General features: G+C 36.5%; 15 protein-coding genes. 4 read left to right on the top strand and 11 right to left on the bottom strand.

What is annotated here, in order from left to right:
* Positions 1-75 precede the first annotated feature (75 nt).
* From DWB61_RS03470 to DWB61_RS03460, 3 genes are read left to right on the top strand one after another with little or no spacing between them, the layout of a single operon-like run.
* The gene (locus DWB61_RS03470; RefSeq protein WP_125029496.1) at positions 76-780 is read left to right on the top strand and encodes an aromatic aminobenezylarsenical efflux permease ArsG family transporter; all 705 of its coding nucleotides are present in this window, start codon (positions 76-78) and stop codon (positions 778-780) included.
* Between the two features lie 14 nt (positions 781-794).
* Positions 795-1829 (top strand): permease, encoded by a 1035-nt coding sequence (locus DWB61_RS03465; RefSeq protein WP_125029495.1) that lies wholly within the window; start codon positions 795-797, stop codon positions 1827-1829.
* A gap of 18 nt (positions 1830-1847) precedes the next feature.
* A complete protein-coding gene (locus DWB61_RS03460; protein WP_125029494.1) occupies positions 1848-2255 on the top strand; it encodes a thiol-disulfide oxidoreductase DCC family protein in 408 nt (135 codons plus the stop codon).
* Between the two features lie 58 nt (positions 2256-2313).
* Here the strand turns inward: DWB61_RS03460 and DWB61_RS03455 are convergent, their stop codons facing one another.
* Positions 2314-3408, bottom strand: coding sequence for a 6-phosphofructokinase (locus DWB61_RS03455; protein WP_125029493.1), 1095 nt, complete (start codon positions 3406-3408; stop codon positions 2314-2316).
* A 309-nt stretch (positions 3409-3717) separates the two neighbouring features.
* On the opposite strand from DWB61_RS03455, the gene DWB61_RS03450 reads away from it, so the two are divergent.
* Positions 3718-4227 carry an O-acetyl-ADP-ribose deacetylase gene (locus DWB61_RS03450; protein ID WP_125029492.1) on the top strand — a complete coding sequence of 170 codons (510 nt, stop codon included), beginning with the start codon at positions 3718-3720 and terminating at the stop codon, positions 4225-4227.
* 64 nt (positions 4228-4291) lie between these two features.
* On the opposite strand, the gene DWB61_RS03445 is transcribed toward DWB61_RS03450, so the two are convergent.
* The 10 genes from DWB61_RS03445 to DWB61_RS03405 all read right to left on the bottom strand — a co-directional run bounded on the left by DWB61_RS03445 (position 4292) and on the right by DWB61_RS03405 (position 17761).
* Entirely contained in the window at positions 4292-5326 is a 1035-nt protein-coding gene (locus DWB61_RS03445) for an outer membrane beta-barrel protein (RefSeq protein WP_125029491.1), read from the bottom strand.
* A gap of 263 nt (positions 5327-5589) precedes the next feature.
* The gene (locus DWB61_RS03440; protein ID WP_125029490.1) at positions 5590-6942 is read right to left on the bottom strand and encodes an OprO/OprP family phosphate-selective porin; all 1353 of its coding nucleotides are present in this window, start codon (positions 6940-6942) and stop codon (positions 5590-5592) included.
* 26 nt (positions 6943-6968) lie between these two features.
* On the bottom strand, positions 6969-8297 hold the full coding sequence (locus tag DWB61_RS03435) for a glycerophosphodiester phosphodiesterase family protein (RefSeq protein ID WP_125029489.1): 1329 nt from the start codon (positions 8295-8297) through the stop codon (positions 6969-6971).
* Between the two features lie 87 nt (positions 8298-8384).
* Positions 8385-9722, bottom strand: a complete 1338-nt coding sequence (glpT, locus tag DWB61_RS03430; protein WP_125029488.1) for a glycerol-3-phosphate transporter — start codon at positions 9720-9722, stop codon at positions 8385-8387.
* A 24-nt stretch (positions 9723-9746) separates the two neighbouring features.
* The gene (locus tag DWB61_RS03425) at positions 9747-11294 is read right to left on the bottom strand and encodes a glycerol-3-phosphate dehydrogenase/oxidase (protein ID WP_225423348.1); all 1548 of its coding nucleotides are present in this window, start codon (positions 11292-11294) and stop codon (positions 9747-9749) included.
* A 28-nt stretch (positions 11295-11322) separates the two neighbouring features.
* Positions 11323-11469: a hypothetical protein gene (locus tag DWB61_RS17635; protein ID WP_156190195.1), complete on the bottom strand. Its 147-nt coding sequence runs from the start codon at positions 11467-11469 to the stop codon at positions 11323-11325.
* Between the two features lie 347 nt (positions 11470-11816).
* The gene (gene glpK, locus DWB61_RS03420) at positions 11817-13310 is read right to left on the bottom strand and encodes a glycerol kinase GlpK (protein ID WP_125029486.1); all 1494 of its coding nucleotides are present in this window, start codon (positions 13308-13310) and stop codon (positions 11817-11819) included.
* Positions 13311-13852: 542 nt separating this feature from the next.
* A complete protein-coding gene (gene glpK, locus DWB61_RS03415; RefSeq protein WP_125029485.1) occupies positions 13853-15349 on the bottom strand; it encodes a glycerol kinase GlpK in 1497 nt (498 codons plus the stop codon).
* A 21-nt stretch (positions 15350-15370) separates the two neighbouring features.
* Positions 15371-15736 carry a PadR family transcriptional regulator gene (locus DWB61_RS03410; RefSeq protein WP_125029484.1) on the bottom strand — a complete coding sequence of 122 codons (366 nt, stop codon included), beginning with the start codon at positions 15734-15736 and terminating at the stop codon, positions 15371-15373.
* A gap of 309 nt (positions 15737-16045) precedes the next feature.
* The gene (locus DWB61_RS03405) at positions 16046-17761 is read right to left on the bottom strand and encodes an acyl-CoA dehydrogenase family protein (protein ID WP_125029483.1); all 1716 of its coding nucleotides are present in this window, start codon (positions 17759-17761) and stop codon (positions 16046-16048) included.
* Positions 17762-17844 lie beyond the last annotated feature (83 nt).

The raw sequence follows: 17844 nt of genomic DNA, 5'->3' as shown, positions 1-17844 counted from the left end.
TAGCATCAATTAAGTACCTTAGGATTTATAATCTACGAGAATTAAATTGAACACGCTATTGTTAAAATCATTAAAATGGAATATTTAGATCAACTGCTTTCTCAAAGTAATCTGCCCATACTATCAGCCTTTATTTTAGGCTTAATGACGGCAATAAGTCCTTGTCCTCTGGCTACAAATATAACTGCAACAGCCTATATCAGCAAAAGCTTAGGTGATAAGAAAAAGATATTTATCAGCGGACTTATTTACACCTTAGGTCGTGCAATTAGTTACACGGTACTGGGTGTTATTCTTTATTTTGGTGCAAGTAAATTCGATGTTTCATCATTCTTTCATTCTTACGGCGAACGCCTGCTAGGTCCTGTACTTATTATCATTGGCGTATTCATGCTTGATATCATTTCATTCAACTTTCCTGGCGTTGGTCGAATCACCGAAAAACTTGATGGCGAAAAGATCAAGGGAAGCTATTGGGGAGCTTTGTTGTTGGGTATCATTTTCGCTCTGGCATTTTGTCCATATAGTGGTATTCTTTATTTCGGTATGTTGATCCCTATTAGTATTTCGCAGCCTGATGGTTTATTCCTGCCATTTGTTTACGCTATTGCAACTGGTCTTCCTGTTATTATTATTGCCTACCTATTAGCTTTTACTTTATCAGGTGTAGGCGGATTCTACAATAAGGTTAAAGCATTCGAATTTTGGTTTAGAAAAGTGGCTGCGGTCATCTTCATTCTTGCCGGACTCTATTTCTCATATATCTTCTTTATTGCCTAAGCTATTCCTGTATCATGATCAAATCAATACAAATCACAAATAAAAAGCAACTGTTTTCAGTGCTTATACTCTTACCTGTTTGGTGCCTGCTTTATATCAATCTGCAAAGCATATCCGATTTTCTAATCGATTCTGTTTTTCAGATGCCCAAGAGTCACCTGAGTGAAACCCTGCGTTTCTTTATTTTCGAAGTACCAAAGGTCATTTTACTTTTAGTTCTCGTTATTTTTGGTGTGGGTATTATCCGAAGCTATTTCTCTCCTGAAAAAACCAAACAAGCTTTAGCGGGCAAATCTACTTTTATGGGTAATATTATGGCTGCACTTTTAGGCGTTTTAACGCCTTTTTGTTCATGCTCAGCCATTCCCTTGTTTTTAGGTTTTGTTGAGGCTGGTGTGCCTCTGGGGGTTACTTTTAGCTTCCTTATTGCTGCACCTATGGTCAACGAAATTGCTCTAATTATGCTGGTTGGTCTTTTCGGATGGAAAACAGCAATTATTTATACCCTTACAGGGCTATTAATTGCCATTTTTGCAGGTTGGATTATCGGCGTTCTTAAGCTTGAGAAGTATATTCAGGAATGGGTATTCGAAGTGAAAACAGGACAATCTGGTCTTGACGAAACGAAAATTTCTTTCTCAGATAGAATCAAACTTGGGTTTGAAACCGTAAAAGAAATTGTTGGGAAAATTTGGCTTTATATCGTGATTGGTGTAGCCATAGGTGCTGCTGCTCACGGTTATGTTCCTGAAGATTTCATGGCAAACCTAATGGGTAAATCTGCCTGGTATTCTGTACCTCTATCCATTCTTATTGGAATCCCAATGTATTCCAATGCTGCCGGAATTATTCCTATTGTTAGTGTATTGATAGAAAAAGGGGCTTCACTTGGAACGGCTTTAGCCTTTATGATGTCAGTGATCGGCTTATCTCTGCCAGAGATTATTATTCTGAAAAAGGTTTTAAAAATGCCATTGATTCTTATCTTTATTGGTGTAGTCGCAACAGGAATTCTTGCTGTTGGCTTTATTTTTAATATCTTCTTCTAGGAATGATAAATTTTTGATATGATAACCGATTCATCTCATCCAATCGTTCTTTTCGATGGTATTTGTAATTTATGCAATACATCGGTCAGGTTTCTTTTGACTTATAATCGTAAAGCGAATCTACGTTTTTCACCTTTACAATCGGTAAAAGCAAAAAAGATACTTAAGCATTTGAACTGGGAAGAGAAGGCGATGAATAGTCTTATTTTTATTGAAAACAATCAGATTTTCATCAAAAGCGAAGCGGCTTTTAAAATATCTAAACATTTAACATACCCTTGGAAAGCTATCTATCATTTGAGGCATTTTCCCAAAGGATTCTGTGATTGGCTTTATGATATAGTAGCACAAAACCGATATTCCTGGTTTGGCAAACAACAATCGTGTAATATGCCTCCAACAGAATGGGTGGATAGATTTTTATAAAATACAAAACCCGAAAGCCAGTTGACTTTCGGGTTTCTTATATTCTATTAGCTCCAGATTAGTCACCAAAACAGATTCCAACACCTTTGGCTGTTTTTACCAGATTCGAGTCAGGATTAACAAGATTCTGTTTCCCAATGGCATCAAGAAGCGGCACAGCTACAACTTCTGGATGACGGGAAGCGACCATATGTCCAAATTTCTTCTCTAAGACCATTTCAAAAGCTTTCACTCCAAATTGAGTAGCAAGAACACGGTCATAAGCCATAGGGATACCCCCGCGCTGTAAATGTCCCAATACGGTTGTACGAATATCAGCTTCAACACCTGCCTCCTTCAACTCATATAACAAACGATCAGCAGCTCCACTTAGTTTCAAATTTGGGTTACCCACTTCAACACTTTCTTCAGCCATAGCTTCTCCGCCAATAGGCATAGCCCCTTCGGCAATCACAATAATTCCGAAACCTTTACCCTTTAAGAAACGGCTATCCAACTTTTTCACCACTTGGTTGATATCGTAAGGAATTTCGGGAATTAAACAAGCTTCAGCACCACCTGCAATAGCAGCAGATAAAGCAATCCATCCTGCATCACGTCCCATAGCTTCCAAGATAAAGATACGGTTATGAGATGCTGCAGTGGTTTTTAACTTATCTACAGCCTCAGTACAAACCTGAACTGCTGTTTGATAACCGAAAGTAAAATCGGTTGCCATTAAGTCATTATCAATCGTTTTAGGTACTCCGATAATGTTCAACCCTTTTTCGAAAAGCTGTTGAGATATCTTCTGTGAACCATCACCACCAATACTAATCACAGCATCAACGCCTAAATATTGCAGTTTACGAATCATCTCATCAGAACGATCAGCTGACCCCCAGGTTCCATCAGAATTTTTTACTGGCCAAGCAAAAGGACCGCCTTTAGTTGTTGTTCCAATGATAGTTCCTCCCTGATAATGAATGCCTTTTACAGCAGCATCATCTAATATTTTTATTTCAGTAGGCTCTTTTAATATCCCGTCGAACGACTGAATACTACCTATTACTTCCCAATCTTTTTCTTGTGCTGCACGTTTTACTACCGCGCGAATTACCGCATTTAATCCTGGGCAATCGCCACCCCCTGTTGCAACTAATACTCTTTTCATATTCAAAGTTTAAGTTTTTGATTGATGAATAAAACCGATCTAATTCTATCAGAAGAAATCAGATTTCTAATCATCTATCAATTATTTCAAATTTTATGGCTTGGCTAGCTGATGCTAATTTAGAACTATTTTCTTAAAACAAAAGAAACATTTTCACTATCAGGACTTTGCAATCGTTTTCGTTTGTGTTTTTTTATTGATTTCTAATTTATAATTTTGATAGATAGATCTGTGTTTAAAAGCTTTAATAGCTCACGAATTAATTTACCTTAATTTTTCAATATTTTTTTTTGTTCTAAATGCGTACTTATGAAAATTAGACTATTCAAAGGAGACATCACTCAACTTAAAGTTGATGCTATTGTGAATGCTGCAAATTCTACTTTACTAGGTGGCGGAGGTGTTGATGGTGCTATTCATCAAGCTGCTGGCCCAGACTTATTAGAAGAATGCAAAACATTAAAGGGCTGCTTTACAGGAGATGCAAAAATCACAAAAGCATACAATTTGCCATGCAAATACGTGATTCATACGGTTGGTCCCATATGGAGAGGTGGACAGTGTCAAGAAGCTAAATTATTAAAATCTTGTTATAAAAACAGTCTCAAATTAGCTGAGGAATATGATTTAGAAAGCCTTGTTTTTCCTAATATAAGTACTGGTGTATATGCGTATCCTAAAGAAGAAGCGGCAGAAATTGCAATCAAAACAGTTCTGAAAAGGTCGAGCAAATTAACTTCGCTCAAAGAAATTACCTTTTGTGTCTTTGACGATACAAACTATAAAATCTATCAGGAGCGATTAAACGATAGGTTATAATATCCTTTCCATTAAAAAAGCTGCCCAAAATGGACAGCTTATTTAAATGAGTAATTTCGAATAATTAAAACTTAAATTCGAAATTAACAAACAACAATGATTTGTCTTCGATACTAGAATCTTTATTCATAAAGCCCTGATAGTTGAAAGCCATTTTCACACCCTTAGCAGGAGCATACTGGATACCTGTAGTGATGGCACTTCCATTTTTGGAAAGATTCCACTTTTCAGTCTCACCATCCAACTTATTTGAAGTCAGGTAATCGTAGCGCCCAAAGATCTCAACTTTTTTATTCACGGTATAAGTTGAGTATACAGATAAACCTTCCAGATCATGATCTTCTGCTGCAGAAGAATACTTTTTCCCGTTGATCAATTGGTTGTATTCTGCACCCATTCTGAAGTGATCACAAAATTGATATCCGATAAATGCAGCTAAAGCCGATACAGTAACATCTTTTTCATTTCCTCCTTCTTCAACAATAGTAGCTGTATTGGCATCCGCATAGAATTTTGCGATTAAAGCTTTGTTTTTGAATACAAGATCAGCACCAAACTTTTGCTTACCATCTTCATCTTGAATTTTCTTATAGCCTTCACCATTGATAACAAAAGCATTGGCATACAAGTTATCGGTAATTTTAATATTGGCTTTCACACCTAAATCCGCACTGGAACCAAAACCATACTGGTCAGCAAATGATTTCATGATATAACGGTATCCCCAGAATTTTTCCTGGTCGCTGAATTGTTCCAGACCAATCATACCTAATGAAAGTTTTACAACTGGAGACATTTTCCAATCCAACTGAGCCTTTTTAAGATAGGCAGTATAATCGCTACCAGCCTCATTATGCCCAACATCAAAAATAACACTAGCTGTAAAATCTTTACTAATATGATACTTATATCCAAAATAAGCTCTTTGTATTTCAAAACTACTTTCCTTCTGTGTACCATCAGTCATATCGTAATGGTAGTTAAAGAAAACTTTTCCATCTACTTTTCCTGATGGCTTAAATTCTGCTTTTTCCTGAGCAACTGTGTTTAAGCTTCCTGCTATCACAAGCAAAGCCAAAAATAAATTCTTTAATCTCATTGTGGTTGTTTTTTATTTAGTAGTACATGGAATCCTGATTATTCTCGCTTAATTCCTGTACAAATGTAATTCCCCAGTTTATTCAATCTGTATCCTCAAGGTTAAATTTACGTTAAACCCATATTTACTGATAAAAAAAGCAAGATCAGTTTTACACAATCACCATAAAAATCAATGAAGTAAGAAAAAAAAAGAGCGAACCAAAATTAATTGGTCCACTCTTAAAAAAATTACATGTCGAAGTGTAATATTTGTGATTCAGATTAGAAATTAACCTGTACTCTAGCTTTAATCATTCCAACTTTTTCATCTAATGGATAAACTTGATTCTGAACATCCATATAGCTATAGTTTAAACGGAACATCACATTGTCATTCAAATAGTAGTTTACAGCAGCACTAATTGTTTCTGCTTTACCACCTTGAATACTCATGTTTCCAGCGCCACCTAGAGCTGCACTTAAATCAGCTGGGCCATAAGAACCATTAAAATAAGTACCATCAATATCGTTCAAATCTGTATTATCGTAACGTAAAAGGAATTCGTAAGAACCAGCCTTTGGTCTATTGATATAAGCCGTTGAAGAATTATATGAATAGTTATCACCTAAAAGAAAACCTGCTGTTACATAGAAAGCTTCTGTTTCAATATCACGCATTTCGCCATACCATCCTGGATAATCACCTGGCTTGGTAGGCCATGCATATCCTCCGCCTGCAGTATGAGTCCAATATGGGTTATCTTTCATCAATCTTGATACGTAGTCATCGTCACGAGTCACTTTCGTTTTAGTATACTCTGCTTGCAACATAACAGGACCGCTAAGAACCATAGATTGGAAATTATAACGCATATCTGTTCTGGCTCCTTTAATATCAGCATTTAAAAATTTATGCTCTGGTCCAGCTGCTAATGAAACTTCACGGTTATAATCGTCATCGTTGAAAGATTCGTTAAAACCATTAGCTTCTGGGATACGATAAGTAAATGAACCTCCTAATTGGAAAAGGACTTTATCGTTTACGATTGGAGTATAAACCAATTTAGTTGTCGTTGAGAAACCTTGGTCTCCTTTATTGTGGTTATCTACCGAACCTGCAAAAAGACCTGTTGAACCGTAAAATTTATCGGTATGGTAAGTATAGCCTAAACCAATACTACGACCAATACCCATTGCCTGTGTTGTATTAGATCCACCAATAAAACGAAGGTTTTTGCTCGAAGCAGATGCCTCAATACCAAATGGCTCAAAGAAGTTACCGACTGTGAAAACACTGTTCTTAGATTGATTGTATCTTAAGAATGCATCTTTAATCTTAACTTCATTATTACCAAAGCTTATATTTACTTTAGCACTCCATTGTCCCCACTTCACAGTCGTTCCTAAACGAATGTCCTTAATAGATGCGTCAGAACTTAAATCAGTCTTATCATCAAAATAATGAACACCATCCATATAAATTCTACCATTAAGGCTTACTTGATAATCCTTATCAGCTGAAGTTAATACGATTCCTCCTTTTTTCGACTCTGCAGTCAATTGTTTTTCCTGTGCTACTGCACTTGCTGCTACCATTCCTAAAGCTAGAGTAGCGATATATATTTTTCTTAACATATCTTTATCGTTTATAGATTTATAAATTAGTAACCTAGGCTAGTCAATACTTCCTGAGCAGTACCATCAACACTACGGTTCTGATACTTCATTGACAAGTCAGTCAAGTTAGTAAAACCACCATCGATAAACATGTTTGGATTCACATCGTACTCAAAATCTCCACTAACTGTACGGTCAGCATTGTCGAAACGAGAAACTCCAGCATAGAAATAGTCTCCATTATATTTTCTCAACTGATCTTCAGTATCGAAAGAATATGCGTGGACAATCATACCAGCACGGTGATACATTTCACACATCCATGGTAACGTTAATTCAGGATATTTGTTAGGCTTTCCAGCAATAGAAGGACCTGCGATATGACAGTTATATTCTACAGAGAAATTAATGAATTCTGCTAATGACTCAATAGAGTTAGAAGGACGAACATAACCAGCACTTTCATCTTCCCAAAGCAACATACACTTAGGTACACCAGGTAATTCTTTCTCTAATTTCACAACAGACTCACGAGAAAAAGTTTGAAGAATAAAACGACCTTTAGTATTTGCAATATCCACTTTACCAGGAGTTGTAGGAATAGTTTTAAGAGTATTAGTACTATTAATATTCCAACCTGCATCAGTTAAAAATGCAGCTAAATCAGCTTCCATGTTAGGGAATAAATAAGGCTCTTTAGTTTCAGCATAAACACCAGGGCGGTTACCATTATCTTCATCATCAACAACAAACACAAACTCACCCGTTGAAGAATCTTCTAAAACTAAAGTTTCAGTTCCATCAGCTTTTTTATAGTAAGGCTTGTCTTCCGAATTTCTCTTCACTTTCATGCCTTCAGCAATCAACAAAACATCTTGTAATGTTAAAACTTGTTGCCCTACAAATGAAGCACGGGCATTTTCAGGCTTATCAATATTAAACCATGAACCTGCATCCAATTGTCTTAAATCTTTCAATGAAAATACACTTACTGGATAATCATCGCGTCCAGGAAAAACAGATTCAATATTAGAAGTACGCTGAAGATTACCATCGTGTAAGGCTAATAATACACCATCACTAGTTCTTTGAAGGTCAATTTCCAAATAGTCAGCCCCCATATTTCTTGCCCAACGGAAAGCAGCCTCTGTCTCTTCTGGAGCCCAGAAAGTCGATCCACGGTGAGCAATCACAGCATCAGGCTTCACATAGTCACGAACAAGCTTAGCTTCAGCACTAAGTTCTTTCAGTGGGTATGTTTTGTAAAGGTTTAGAGGATTGTAATCAGGAGTGTCATCTTCACAACCTGCAAATCCAATGCTAGACAGGATTAAAGCGCCTGCCAACAAATTTTTCACATTAAAGTTTTTCATGTGTATTAAAATTTATGGTTAGTAATTATTAATTTATTAATAAATGTTATTGAGTCCCAATACTCAATATTTTTGTATTTAAACTGATTAGTCATGAAGCCCATTATGTCCATTTAATTCTTGGATCCAAGAAATTCCAATAAGGATAATGGCAGCAATACAAGCTCCAAGGAGAACAATAAAACCACCGTTCCATCCCCATGTGTCAACAACTGCCCCCATAGCGATATTGGCAAATAAAGCACCTCCCAAGTATCCAAATAGACCTGTCAAACCTGCGGCGGTTCCTGCTGCTTTTTTAGGAACTAGATCCAAAGCATGAACACCAATTAGCATGACTGGACCGTAGATTAAGAATCCGATACAAACAAGGGCTATCGAATTCATCAATATCGACTGGCTAAACCAATACATGAGTACCGAAACAAAAACCAATACCATGTAAATGATACTCACTGGAGCACGTTTTCCTTTAAAAACCTTATCACTCAAGTAGCCACATAATATGGTACCTGGTATACCTGCCCACTCGTAAGCAAAATATGCCCATCCTGATTCATTAATTGAAAATCCTTTAGCTTCTTTAAGATATAGGGGAGCCCAATCGAGCACACCGTAGCGCACCAAATAAACAAAGGCATTTGCAAAGGCAATAGACCATAGCAATCTATTTTTAAGAATGTATTTCATAAAGATTTCCTTTGCGGTCATCTCCACTTCATATTTTTCAGAATAACTATCTGGGTAATCATCTTTATACTTCTCAATATTTGGAAGTCCGCATGATTGAGGGGTATCACGGATTAATAACCACGCAATAAAAGCAACACCTAATGCCACAAAACCAGGGAAGTATAATATAGAGTGCCAATCAGCAAAAATAGCAACACCTAAAATTGCCAATGGTCCAATAATCCCACCACCTACATTGTGTGCTACATTCCATATCGCCATTTTAGTACCACGCTCTCTAATAGAAAACCAGTGAACCATGACACGACCACAAGGAGGCCACCCCATTCCCTGAAACCACCCATTCAATAATAGTAGAACAAACATGATTGCAATTGATGATGTCGCAACAGGAAGTAAACCCATTGCAATCATAGTAATTGCAGATAGTACAAGTCCAAAAGTTATAAATCGACGTGCATTACTGCGGTCAGAAACGTTACCCATGATGAACTTACTCAAACCATAAGCTACCGAAACACCCGATAAAGCAAATCCAAGTTCTGTCTTTGTATAACCTAAGGCAATTAAATCTGGCATAGCCAAAGAGAATACCTTTCTTACAAGGTAATAACCTGCATATCCAAGAAAAATTCCTAAGAACACCTGTAAACGCAATCGTTTGTAGGTCGGGTCAATTTTATCATCCGACAGCAGCTCTTTATGTGCTGCCGGTTTTAGAAAACCAATCATATCAATAAATTTTGGGTAAGTATTTTAATTCAACACGTAGTTGTTTGCTAAACTGATGTATTCTTCTATTTGATTTTGAATCCAAACTTCATCTTGTTCAAGCTCAATAGCCATTATTGTTGCAACTTCTGGTGCAATTCGAGCACTCTCACGAGCATCCAATAATAAAGCTCGGGTTCTTCTTGATAAAAAATCCTCAAGTGTACGCGCCATTTCGTTTCGAACTGCCCACACAACCTGAGCTTTAATAATTCCAAGATCTTTACTTAAACAAGATGCCAATTCTTTACTAGAACGAGCTAAGTCTAGAATCTTTTCTGCATCTGAACCATAAAAATAAAGTGGATCATTCAAATCGACATTCTTTTTCCAGCCATGTAAAGCTAAATGACGAGTCACAGATTTCTTTAATTCCAGAGCAGCGACTTTTGATGCCACATCAACTGTCTCCTCGCCCATTTGTCTGTATGTCGTCCATTTACCACCAGTTACTGTTACTAAACCAGCATCGGATGTATAAATCTTATGTCCTCGCGAGATTTCTTTTGTTTTTTTACCTTCTCCAGTTGGAGCTGCTAGAGGTCTAAGTCCAGCAAATACAGATTTCACATCAGATCGCTGCGGTTTCTTTGTCAGGAAACGTCCAGCAGTTTCGAGAATAAAATCAATCTCTTCTTCAAGGGCTCTAGGTTCTAGTTCCGCTATCTCTTTTTGAACATCTGTTGTTCCAACAACCACCTTATTATGCCAAGGCACTGCAAATAAAACACGTCCATCATCTGTTTTAGGAATCATGATAGCATAATCATTAGGTACAAATTCCTTATCAAGAACAAGATGAACTCCCTGGCTAACACAAACAATATCTCTTGACTGAGGAGCATCCATTTTAATAATATCATCAACAAAGACACCTGTTGCATTTACGACAACCTTTGCATTAATTTCAAACTGTTCTCCGGTTTCTTGATCTATAGCTGATACTCCGGATATTTGCCCCTTGGTTTTATTTAAACCAACAACTTTCATATAATTAATAGCTGTACCACCATTTTCCACAAAAGTCTGACAAAGGTTAATTCCATAACGAGCATCATCAAATTGACCATCATGATAAACAACGCCACCTCTAAGTTTATCTTTAATAAGCGTTGGAATACATTTTAATGTTTTCTTAAGCGAATAGGGTAAAGATCTACCTAGCCCCAATCGTCCTGCCATCAGATCATAAGCAGTAAGACCTAAAGTATAATAAGGCTTAACCCACCACTTGTAACTAGGAATAATGAAAGATTGATCTTTAACTAAGTGTGGCGCATTTTGTTTCATCAGCCCTCTTTCTCTAAGAGCTTCTAAAACCAAAGAAATATTTCCCTGAGCCAAATAACGAACTCCACCATGAACTAACTTCGTACTTCTACTAGAAGTTCCTTTGGTAAAATCATTTTGTTCAAGCAATAAAGTCTTAAAACCTCTGGTTGCTGACTCAAGTGCAGCACCTAGACCTGAAGCTCCTCCTCCAACTATCACAACATCCCATTTTTCAGAATTGTCCCTTAAGTTAAAGATCATTTTTTCACGTAACATTACCATTTTGCTATTACTTATTACTCATTTGTTTCTTCGAATCCTGAAAACCAGCATCATCTTTTCTATTCTGTTCTTCGTCTAATAAATCAGAGAAGAAATTATAAAAACGATTCATGGTAGCATTAAATTCCGATGTCATATCATTTTGCTGTTCCATGTCAAATTAATTTTATAATACATTTTATAATCAGGTACATTGTTATACTATGCAGTTTGATAAAAAATAAATAAGCAAAGCTTATTTATTATTATCCCTCGTCGAGACAAACTTAAAAAAAATACATAGCTATGCAAAGTATATTTTTAATTTATTCATTATTTAGAAAATCTCTTGATAAAAAGCTTAAAATTATTGATCACTAGGAATATTGAAAATAGACTTAAACATTTCGAATTCACTAATCATCATTTCGAAATCGATTATCAAAACAAAAACATACATATTTATCATTCCTACAACTTAATTCCATGATGCCTTTTTCTATACAGTTTGGATTTTTAAGCTCAAATATCCCAACTCTTAGAGCGTCCTAGAGCTTTATCCCATCCTATAATTAATTTCTTAGATTCTTCCTTAGTCATTAATGGTTCAAATTTTTCACCAACTATCCACTGACTCTGAATATCTTCTATGCCATCCCAATATCCAACTGCTAAACCAGCCAAATATGCAGCTCCAAGAGCAGTTGTCTCAAGAATCTTAGGCCTAAGAACTGTCGTATCAAGAATATCTGATTGAAATTGCATCAGCATATTATTAATAGCCGCTCCACCATCAACGCGCAATTCCCTAATTTCAACACCTGCATCAGCTTCCATTGCCTTTAATACATCCATAACCTGAAAAGCGATTCCTTCTAGAGCTGCTCTAGCGATATGTGCTGCTGTTGAACCACGAGTTAAACCGACAATTGTTCCTCTGGCATACTGATCCCAATGTGGAGCGCCTAAACCTGTAAGTGCAGGAACCATAAATACACCACCATTATCCTCAACCGAATTTACTAATGATTCAACATCTGCTGAAGATTTAATAATACCCAATCCATCACGTAACCATTGCACAATAGCCCCCCCCATAAAGACGCTCCCTTCAAGGCAATAGGTCGTTTCACCTTTAATTTGCCATCCAATGGTAGTTAGAAGTTTATTTTTAGATTTCACAGGTTTATTTCCAGTATTACAAAGCATAAAACAACCAGTTCCGTAGGTGTTCTTAACCGAGCCTGGTTTAATACACATTTGCCCAAAAGTTGCTGCTTGCTGATCTCCTGCAACGCCCGATATAGGTACCTTATGAGCAAAAAGAGTGGTTACTGTATGCCCATAAATTTCTGAAGATGATTTAACTTCAGGAAGCATACATATAGGTATATTAAGAAGCTCTAACATCTCAATATCCCATTCTAATGTTTTGATATTATATAATAAAGTTCGGCTTGCATTAGATACGTCAGTTATGTGAACTTTACCTTGTGTTAATTTCCATACTAGCCAGGAATCAATCGTTCCGAATGCTAATTTTCCTGCTTCAGCTTTTTCACGTGCCCCGTCTACATTATCGAGAATCCATCTCACTTTAGTACCTGAAAAATAAGAATCGATAATTAAACCAGTCTTATCCTGAATCCTATCAGCATAACCATTCGCTTTTAATTCGTCACAGTATTTTGCGGTACGACGGTCTTGCCATACAATAGCATTATAAATAGGCTGGCTCGTTTCACGATCCCAAACGACAGTTGTTTCTCTTTGATTCGTAATGCCAATTCCAGCAATGTTTAATCCATTAACACCTGCTCTTACAATCGCTTCAGCTGCAACCCCTGCTTGTGTCGACCAAATCTCATTAGCATCATGCTCTACCCAACCTGGCTGAGGGAATATCTGGGTAAATTCTTTTTGAACAGAACTTATAATATCACCTTTTTTATTGAAAACAATTGCTCTCGAACTTGTAGTACCTTGATCTAATGATAAAATAAACTTATTTTTCATTTAGGCTTTAATTTAGAAGTTTAGCTAGTAAATATTTTTAGTTGAAAGCCAGATGGAAAAGCTCTAACCTTCTTAATAACTACATCAATCTTTAATTGGCGATATAAGAGTAAAAAAATATCATGCACATTGACTATACATTTTATTCTCTGATAAATTCATAACCAAGAATACTTGCCAATTGAGTCTATTCCCACCTTAAGTTAATCTTTATTCATTAACTAACATTTGTAATCCCTCAGGTGTAATCTTGGACTATTGATCTCAACCAACAACAATCTCCTGTTCTACAAGATAAAAAATCTTCAACTATATAGAACATCTTATGACGTGAAGCTTAAACTACTTCTTCAAACACTTAAACAGCTTCTAAGATCCTCTCCAAAAATCAAGCTTAATATTCTTTCAGAGTCATCTCGCTAAAAATACGATTGATTTTTCAAAACAACATTCATTTTAGTTAACTTGATTCATTATATACAAACTGAAAAAGGGCGATAATTCATAAAATTATCGCCCTTTATATACTTTTCAAAATATATCTAATCTTCAGAATCTAACCATTGGCAAGTTCTTCCAACAGCTCGTTTCCAATATTTCAAAGTTTTATCAACTTCTTTTTTAGGCATTTTTGCTTCGAACACCTCAGTTATCTGCCAGTGTTTTTTAATCTCCTCAATATCTTTCCAATAACCAACAGCTAAACCTGCAAGATAAGCTGAACCAAGAGCTGTTATTTCTTTAACATTAGGACGTACAACGGGTACATCAAGAACATCGGCCTGAAACTGCATAATGGTTTTATTTAAAACAGTTCCACCTGCTCGAAGTTGAGTTAATGGATTTCCAGAGTCACATTCCATCGCTTTCAAAACATCGCGTGAACGCAAAGCAATTGATTCTAGAGCTGCACGAGCAATATGCCCAGGCGTAGTTCCCATATTTAGGCCCCAGAAAGTACCTCTTGCATATTGATCCCAATAGGGTGCACCTAAACCTGTAAAGGCTGGCACAATATACACTCCCCCATTATCTTTCTCCGATAAGGCTAATTCTTCAATTTCCTCTACAGAATGAATCAAATTCATCTGATCACGAAGCCACTGAATAACTGCACCGCCAATAAAAACGCTACCTTCAAGTGCATAAGTCACTTTATCTCCTATCTGCCAAGCAATTGTAGTAATCAAGTGATTATTTGACCTTACAATTTGGTCTCCTGTATTCATCAATATGAAACAACCTGTATTATAGGTATTTTTAACCATTCCCTTTTCAAGACACATTTGTCCAAAAAGGGCAGCTTGCTGATCACCACAAATTCCAGCAATTGGAATTTCGACGCCAAATAAGGATTTGGAAGTCATACCATAAACCTCGCTGGATGTACGAACTTCTGGCAAAATACTCTCAGGAATATCCAAGAGTTCCAAGAGTTCCTTATCCCACTCCAAAGTTTTAATATTAAATATCATGGTTCTACTGGCATTGGATACATCGGTTACGTGGCATGCACCTTTGGTCAACTTCCATATTAACCATGAGTCAACAGTTCCAAAAGCCAACTTGCCTTCTTGAGCTTTTTGTCTAGCCCCAGGTATATTATCTAATAACCATTTGATTTTTGTACCTGAGAAATAGGCATCTAAAATCAATCCAGTCTTTTCTTTTATTTTTTCTGCCAGCCCCCTTTTTTTCAATTCATCACAATATTGAGAGGTTCTTCTATCCTGCCAAACAATAGCATTACCTAATGGTTTACCTGTCTCTTTATCCCAAAGAATAGTGGTTTCCCTTTGATTCGTAATACCAATTGCTTTAATATTTTCGGCCGTTAAGCCAGCCTTATGAATTACTTCTTCGGCCACTGAAGCCTGAGAATACCAAATCTCGTTGGCATCCTGTTCTATCCAGCTCAATCGTGGTGAAAATTGCTCAAATTCCTTCTGAGAAATTGCAATAATTTTACCATCTCTATCGAAAATGATAGCTCTTGAAATTGACGTTCCCTGATCTAAGGATAAGATATATTCTTGCATAGCTGTCGATATATTAAAAGATTATTTCAGAGAATCCGTTTTTTTAAGAATCTTGTCTACCGAGATATTCAAAGATCCAACGTATTCATTCATAGTACCAAGAATTGTTAATCCATCCTCAGTAAGTTTATAGTATTTTCTTGGAATACCAGATTCCTGTTCTGCCCATTCTGAAGTTACCAAACCTTCTTTCTTAAGTCTATTTAGCAGCGGATAAATGGTTCCCTCGGCAATTTCGAGTGAAGTAAACTGATTCATATCGCTAATGAGCTCATATCCATAACACGGACGTGAACGCAAAAGCAAGATGATAATATATTCTAGTAATCCCTTCTTATACTGGGATTTCCATTTGGCAATAAAATATTCGTTGTTTTCTGATTCCATAGTACCAAAAGATTGTTCATCTCAATATCGAGATATCAATTATCTTAGCTCTAATCATGTATCATATGATTAGCATTAGTGTGCTTTATGATTTGAATAAGCTATAAAATAGCCTGTCGTTTACAAATATATTATAATAAATTAAACAACATTTAAAGAAAGCTAATCTTTTAAAAGAAGAATGTATTTGAAATCCTATTACAGCTATTCATAACAGCTCTAATACTGCATTTTATAATCTATATATATTCAAAAAAAAAGGGAGCTACAAATTGCAGCTCCCTCTATATCTAATGAAATAATTAGGTCTTATTTTTTGAAGATACCTAAATCTTTTAAATCTGATGTAGATACATAATCAAGGTGAGCAGCACACTTTGCTTTACCCATCTTAACAAATACCTCACATGAAGCTTGATACTTATCGTCACGAGTTGTATCCAATAACAACAAGTAACCCATAATGATATAACCTGCCATTTCAACCAAACGACGTGCATGGAAATCCAGGAAGTCATTATGATCGGCAGTAGCATTGATCTCATTTACTTTTGCAACAGCTTTTTCATACTTTTCAGTCATCCCCTTAAGAGTTGTTCTGATGTACTCTAACTGTGGATTAAGCACTTCACCTTCATAGTGCTTAATTTGAGCAAGATACTGACCCGTGGTTACCCCACGAACAGCGGCTACAACTTGCAATTGAGTTGTTCCTTCGTAAATATTTGTAATACGTGCATCACGAACCAAACGCTCAATTGGGTAATCTTTCATATAACCCGAACCCGCGTGAATTTGCAATGAATCGTAAGCAACCTCATTACAGAATTCAGAAGCAAATAATTTTAATAGTGGCGTAAATACATCAGCAGTTTTCTGATATTTCTTCATATCCTCTCTTTCATCCTTATCTAAAGAACGATCCTGAGAAATATGGTAATATGCTTTATAAACATCAACCATACGAGCTGTTTCATACAATACAGAACGAGAAGCATTCAACTTAGCTTCCATATTAGTCAACATTTCGTATACAGCTGGAAATTCGATAATCGCTTTACCAAACTGACGACGCTCTTTTGCATAAGCCAAACCTTCACGGTAAGCCGCTTCAGCAATACCAACTGATTGAGCACCTACTCCTAAACGAGCACCGTTCATCAATGACATTACATATTTAATAAGTCCCATTTTACGAGAACCCACTAATTCAGCTGGAGCATTTGTAAATACCAATTCACAAGTAGGAGAACCAATGATACCCATTTTGTGCTCGATACGACGAACCTTAACAGCCATATGCTTTTTGTCATAGATAAACATAGACAAACCACGACCATCATTAGTCCCTTCCTCTGAACGAGCTAATACTAGAGAAACATCACCATCACCATTGGTAATAAAACGCTTAACACCGTCCAAATACCACTGATCTTCTTCTTTATTGTAAGTTGCTTTCAACTGAACAGCTTGTAGGTCAGAACCTGCATCTGGCTCTGTTAAGTCCATTGCTGCAGTAGCACCTTTAGCAAAACGAGGTAAATAATTTTCTTTTTGCTCTTTTGAAGCAAACTCATGAATTGTTTCAGCACAATCCTGAAGCCCCCAGATGTTAGCAAAACCAGCATCAGCACGAGAAACCAACTCTGCTGCCATCACGTAAGGTACCATAGGAAAATTCAATCCGTCATACTCACGTGGAAGACTCATACCAATCAAACCCGCTTTTGTTAAAGCATCGTGATTCTCCTGAGTTCCTCTAGCGTAAATAACACGATCGTTCACAACTTGAGGGCCTTCCTGGTCAACACTTTCAGCATTAGGACCAATAATATCACCACAAATCTCACCTACAATTTCTAAGGTACGATCGTAGCTATCCATAGCATCCTCAAAGTCAAGAGGTGCATAGTCATATGTTTCTTTATCTTCGAAGCTACGCTCTTTAAGCGCAACAATTTTTTTCATTAACGGGTGTTCCAAATGGAACTTCATGTCCTCGTTATCTGTATAGAAATTAGCCATTTCTCTAGATGTATTTTATGGTAAGTAATGAATCGCTATTCTTAATAGCCTAACGACTGTTTCCCTTACTCACTAATTACTAA

The sequence above is a fragment of the Ancylomarina euxina genome (assembly GCF_003863355.1).
In the GTDB taxonomy this organism is placed as follows: Bacteria; Bacteroidota; Bacteroidia; order Bacteroidales; family Marinifilaceae; genus Ancylomarina; species Ancylomarina euxinus.
Note: the sequence above shows the minus strand (reverse complement) of the source record. Positions and strands in the feature narration are given on the sequence as shown.

Coding starts and splice junctions, on each gene's coding strand:
- DWB61_RS03470 (WP_125029496.1), top strand. CDS start 76: ATGGAATATTTAGATCAACTGCTTTCTCAAAGTAATCTGCCCATACTA.
- DWB61_RS03465 (WP_125029495.1), top strand. CDS start 795: ATGATCAAATCAATACAAATCACAAATAAAAAGCAACTGTTTTCAGTG.
- DWB61_RS03460 (WP_125029494.1), top strand. CDS start 1,848: ATGATAACCGATTCATCTCATCCAATCGTTCTTTTCGATGGTATTTGT.
- DWB61_RS03455 (WP_125029493.1), bottom strand. CDS start 3,408: ATGAAAAGAGTATTAGTTGCAACAGGGGGTGGCGATTGCCCAGGATTA.
- DWB61_RS03450 (WP_125029492.1), top strand. CDS start 3,718: ATGAAAATTAGACTATTCAAAGGAGACATCACTCAACTTAAAGTTGAT.
- DWB61_RS03445 (WP_125029491.1), bottom strand. CDS start 5,326: ATGAGATTAAAGAATTTATTTTTGGCTTTGCTTGTGATAGCAGGAAGC.
- DWB61_RS03440 (WP_125029490.1), bottom strand. CDS start 6,942: ATGTTAAGAAAAATATATATCGCTACTCTAGCTTTAGGAATGGTAGCA.
- DWB61_RS03435 (WP_125029489.1), bottom strand. CDS start 8,297: ATGAAAAACTTTAATGTGAAAAATTTGTTGGCAGGCGCTTTAATCCTG.
- glpT (WP_125029488.1), bottom strand. CDS start 9,722: ATGATTGGTTTTCTAAAACCGGCAGCACATAAAGAGCTGCTGTCGGAT.
- DWB61_RS03425 (WP_225423348.1), bottom strand. CDS start 11,294: ATGATCTTTAACTTAAGGGACAATTCTGAAAAATGGGATGTTGTGATA.
- DWB61_RS17635 (WP_156190195.1), bottom strand. CDS start 11,469: ATGGAACAGCAAAATGATATGACATCGGAATTTAATGCTACCATGAAT.
- glpK (WP_125029486.1), bottom strand. CDS start 13,310: ATGAAAAATAAGTTTATTTTATCATTAGATCAAGGTACTACAAGTTCG.
- glpK (WP_125029485.1), bottom strand. CDS start 15,349: ATGCAAGAATATATCTTATCCTTAGATCAGGGAACGTCAATTTCAAGA.
- DWB61_RS03410 (WP_125029484.1), bottom strand. CDS start 15,736: ATGGAATCAGAAAACAACGAATATTTTATTGCCAAATGGAAATCCCAG.
- DWB61_RS03405 (WP_125029483.1), bottom strand. CDS start 17,761: ATGGCTAATTTCTATACAGATAACGAGGACATGAAGTTCCATTTGGAA.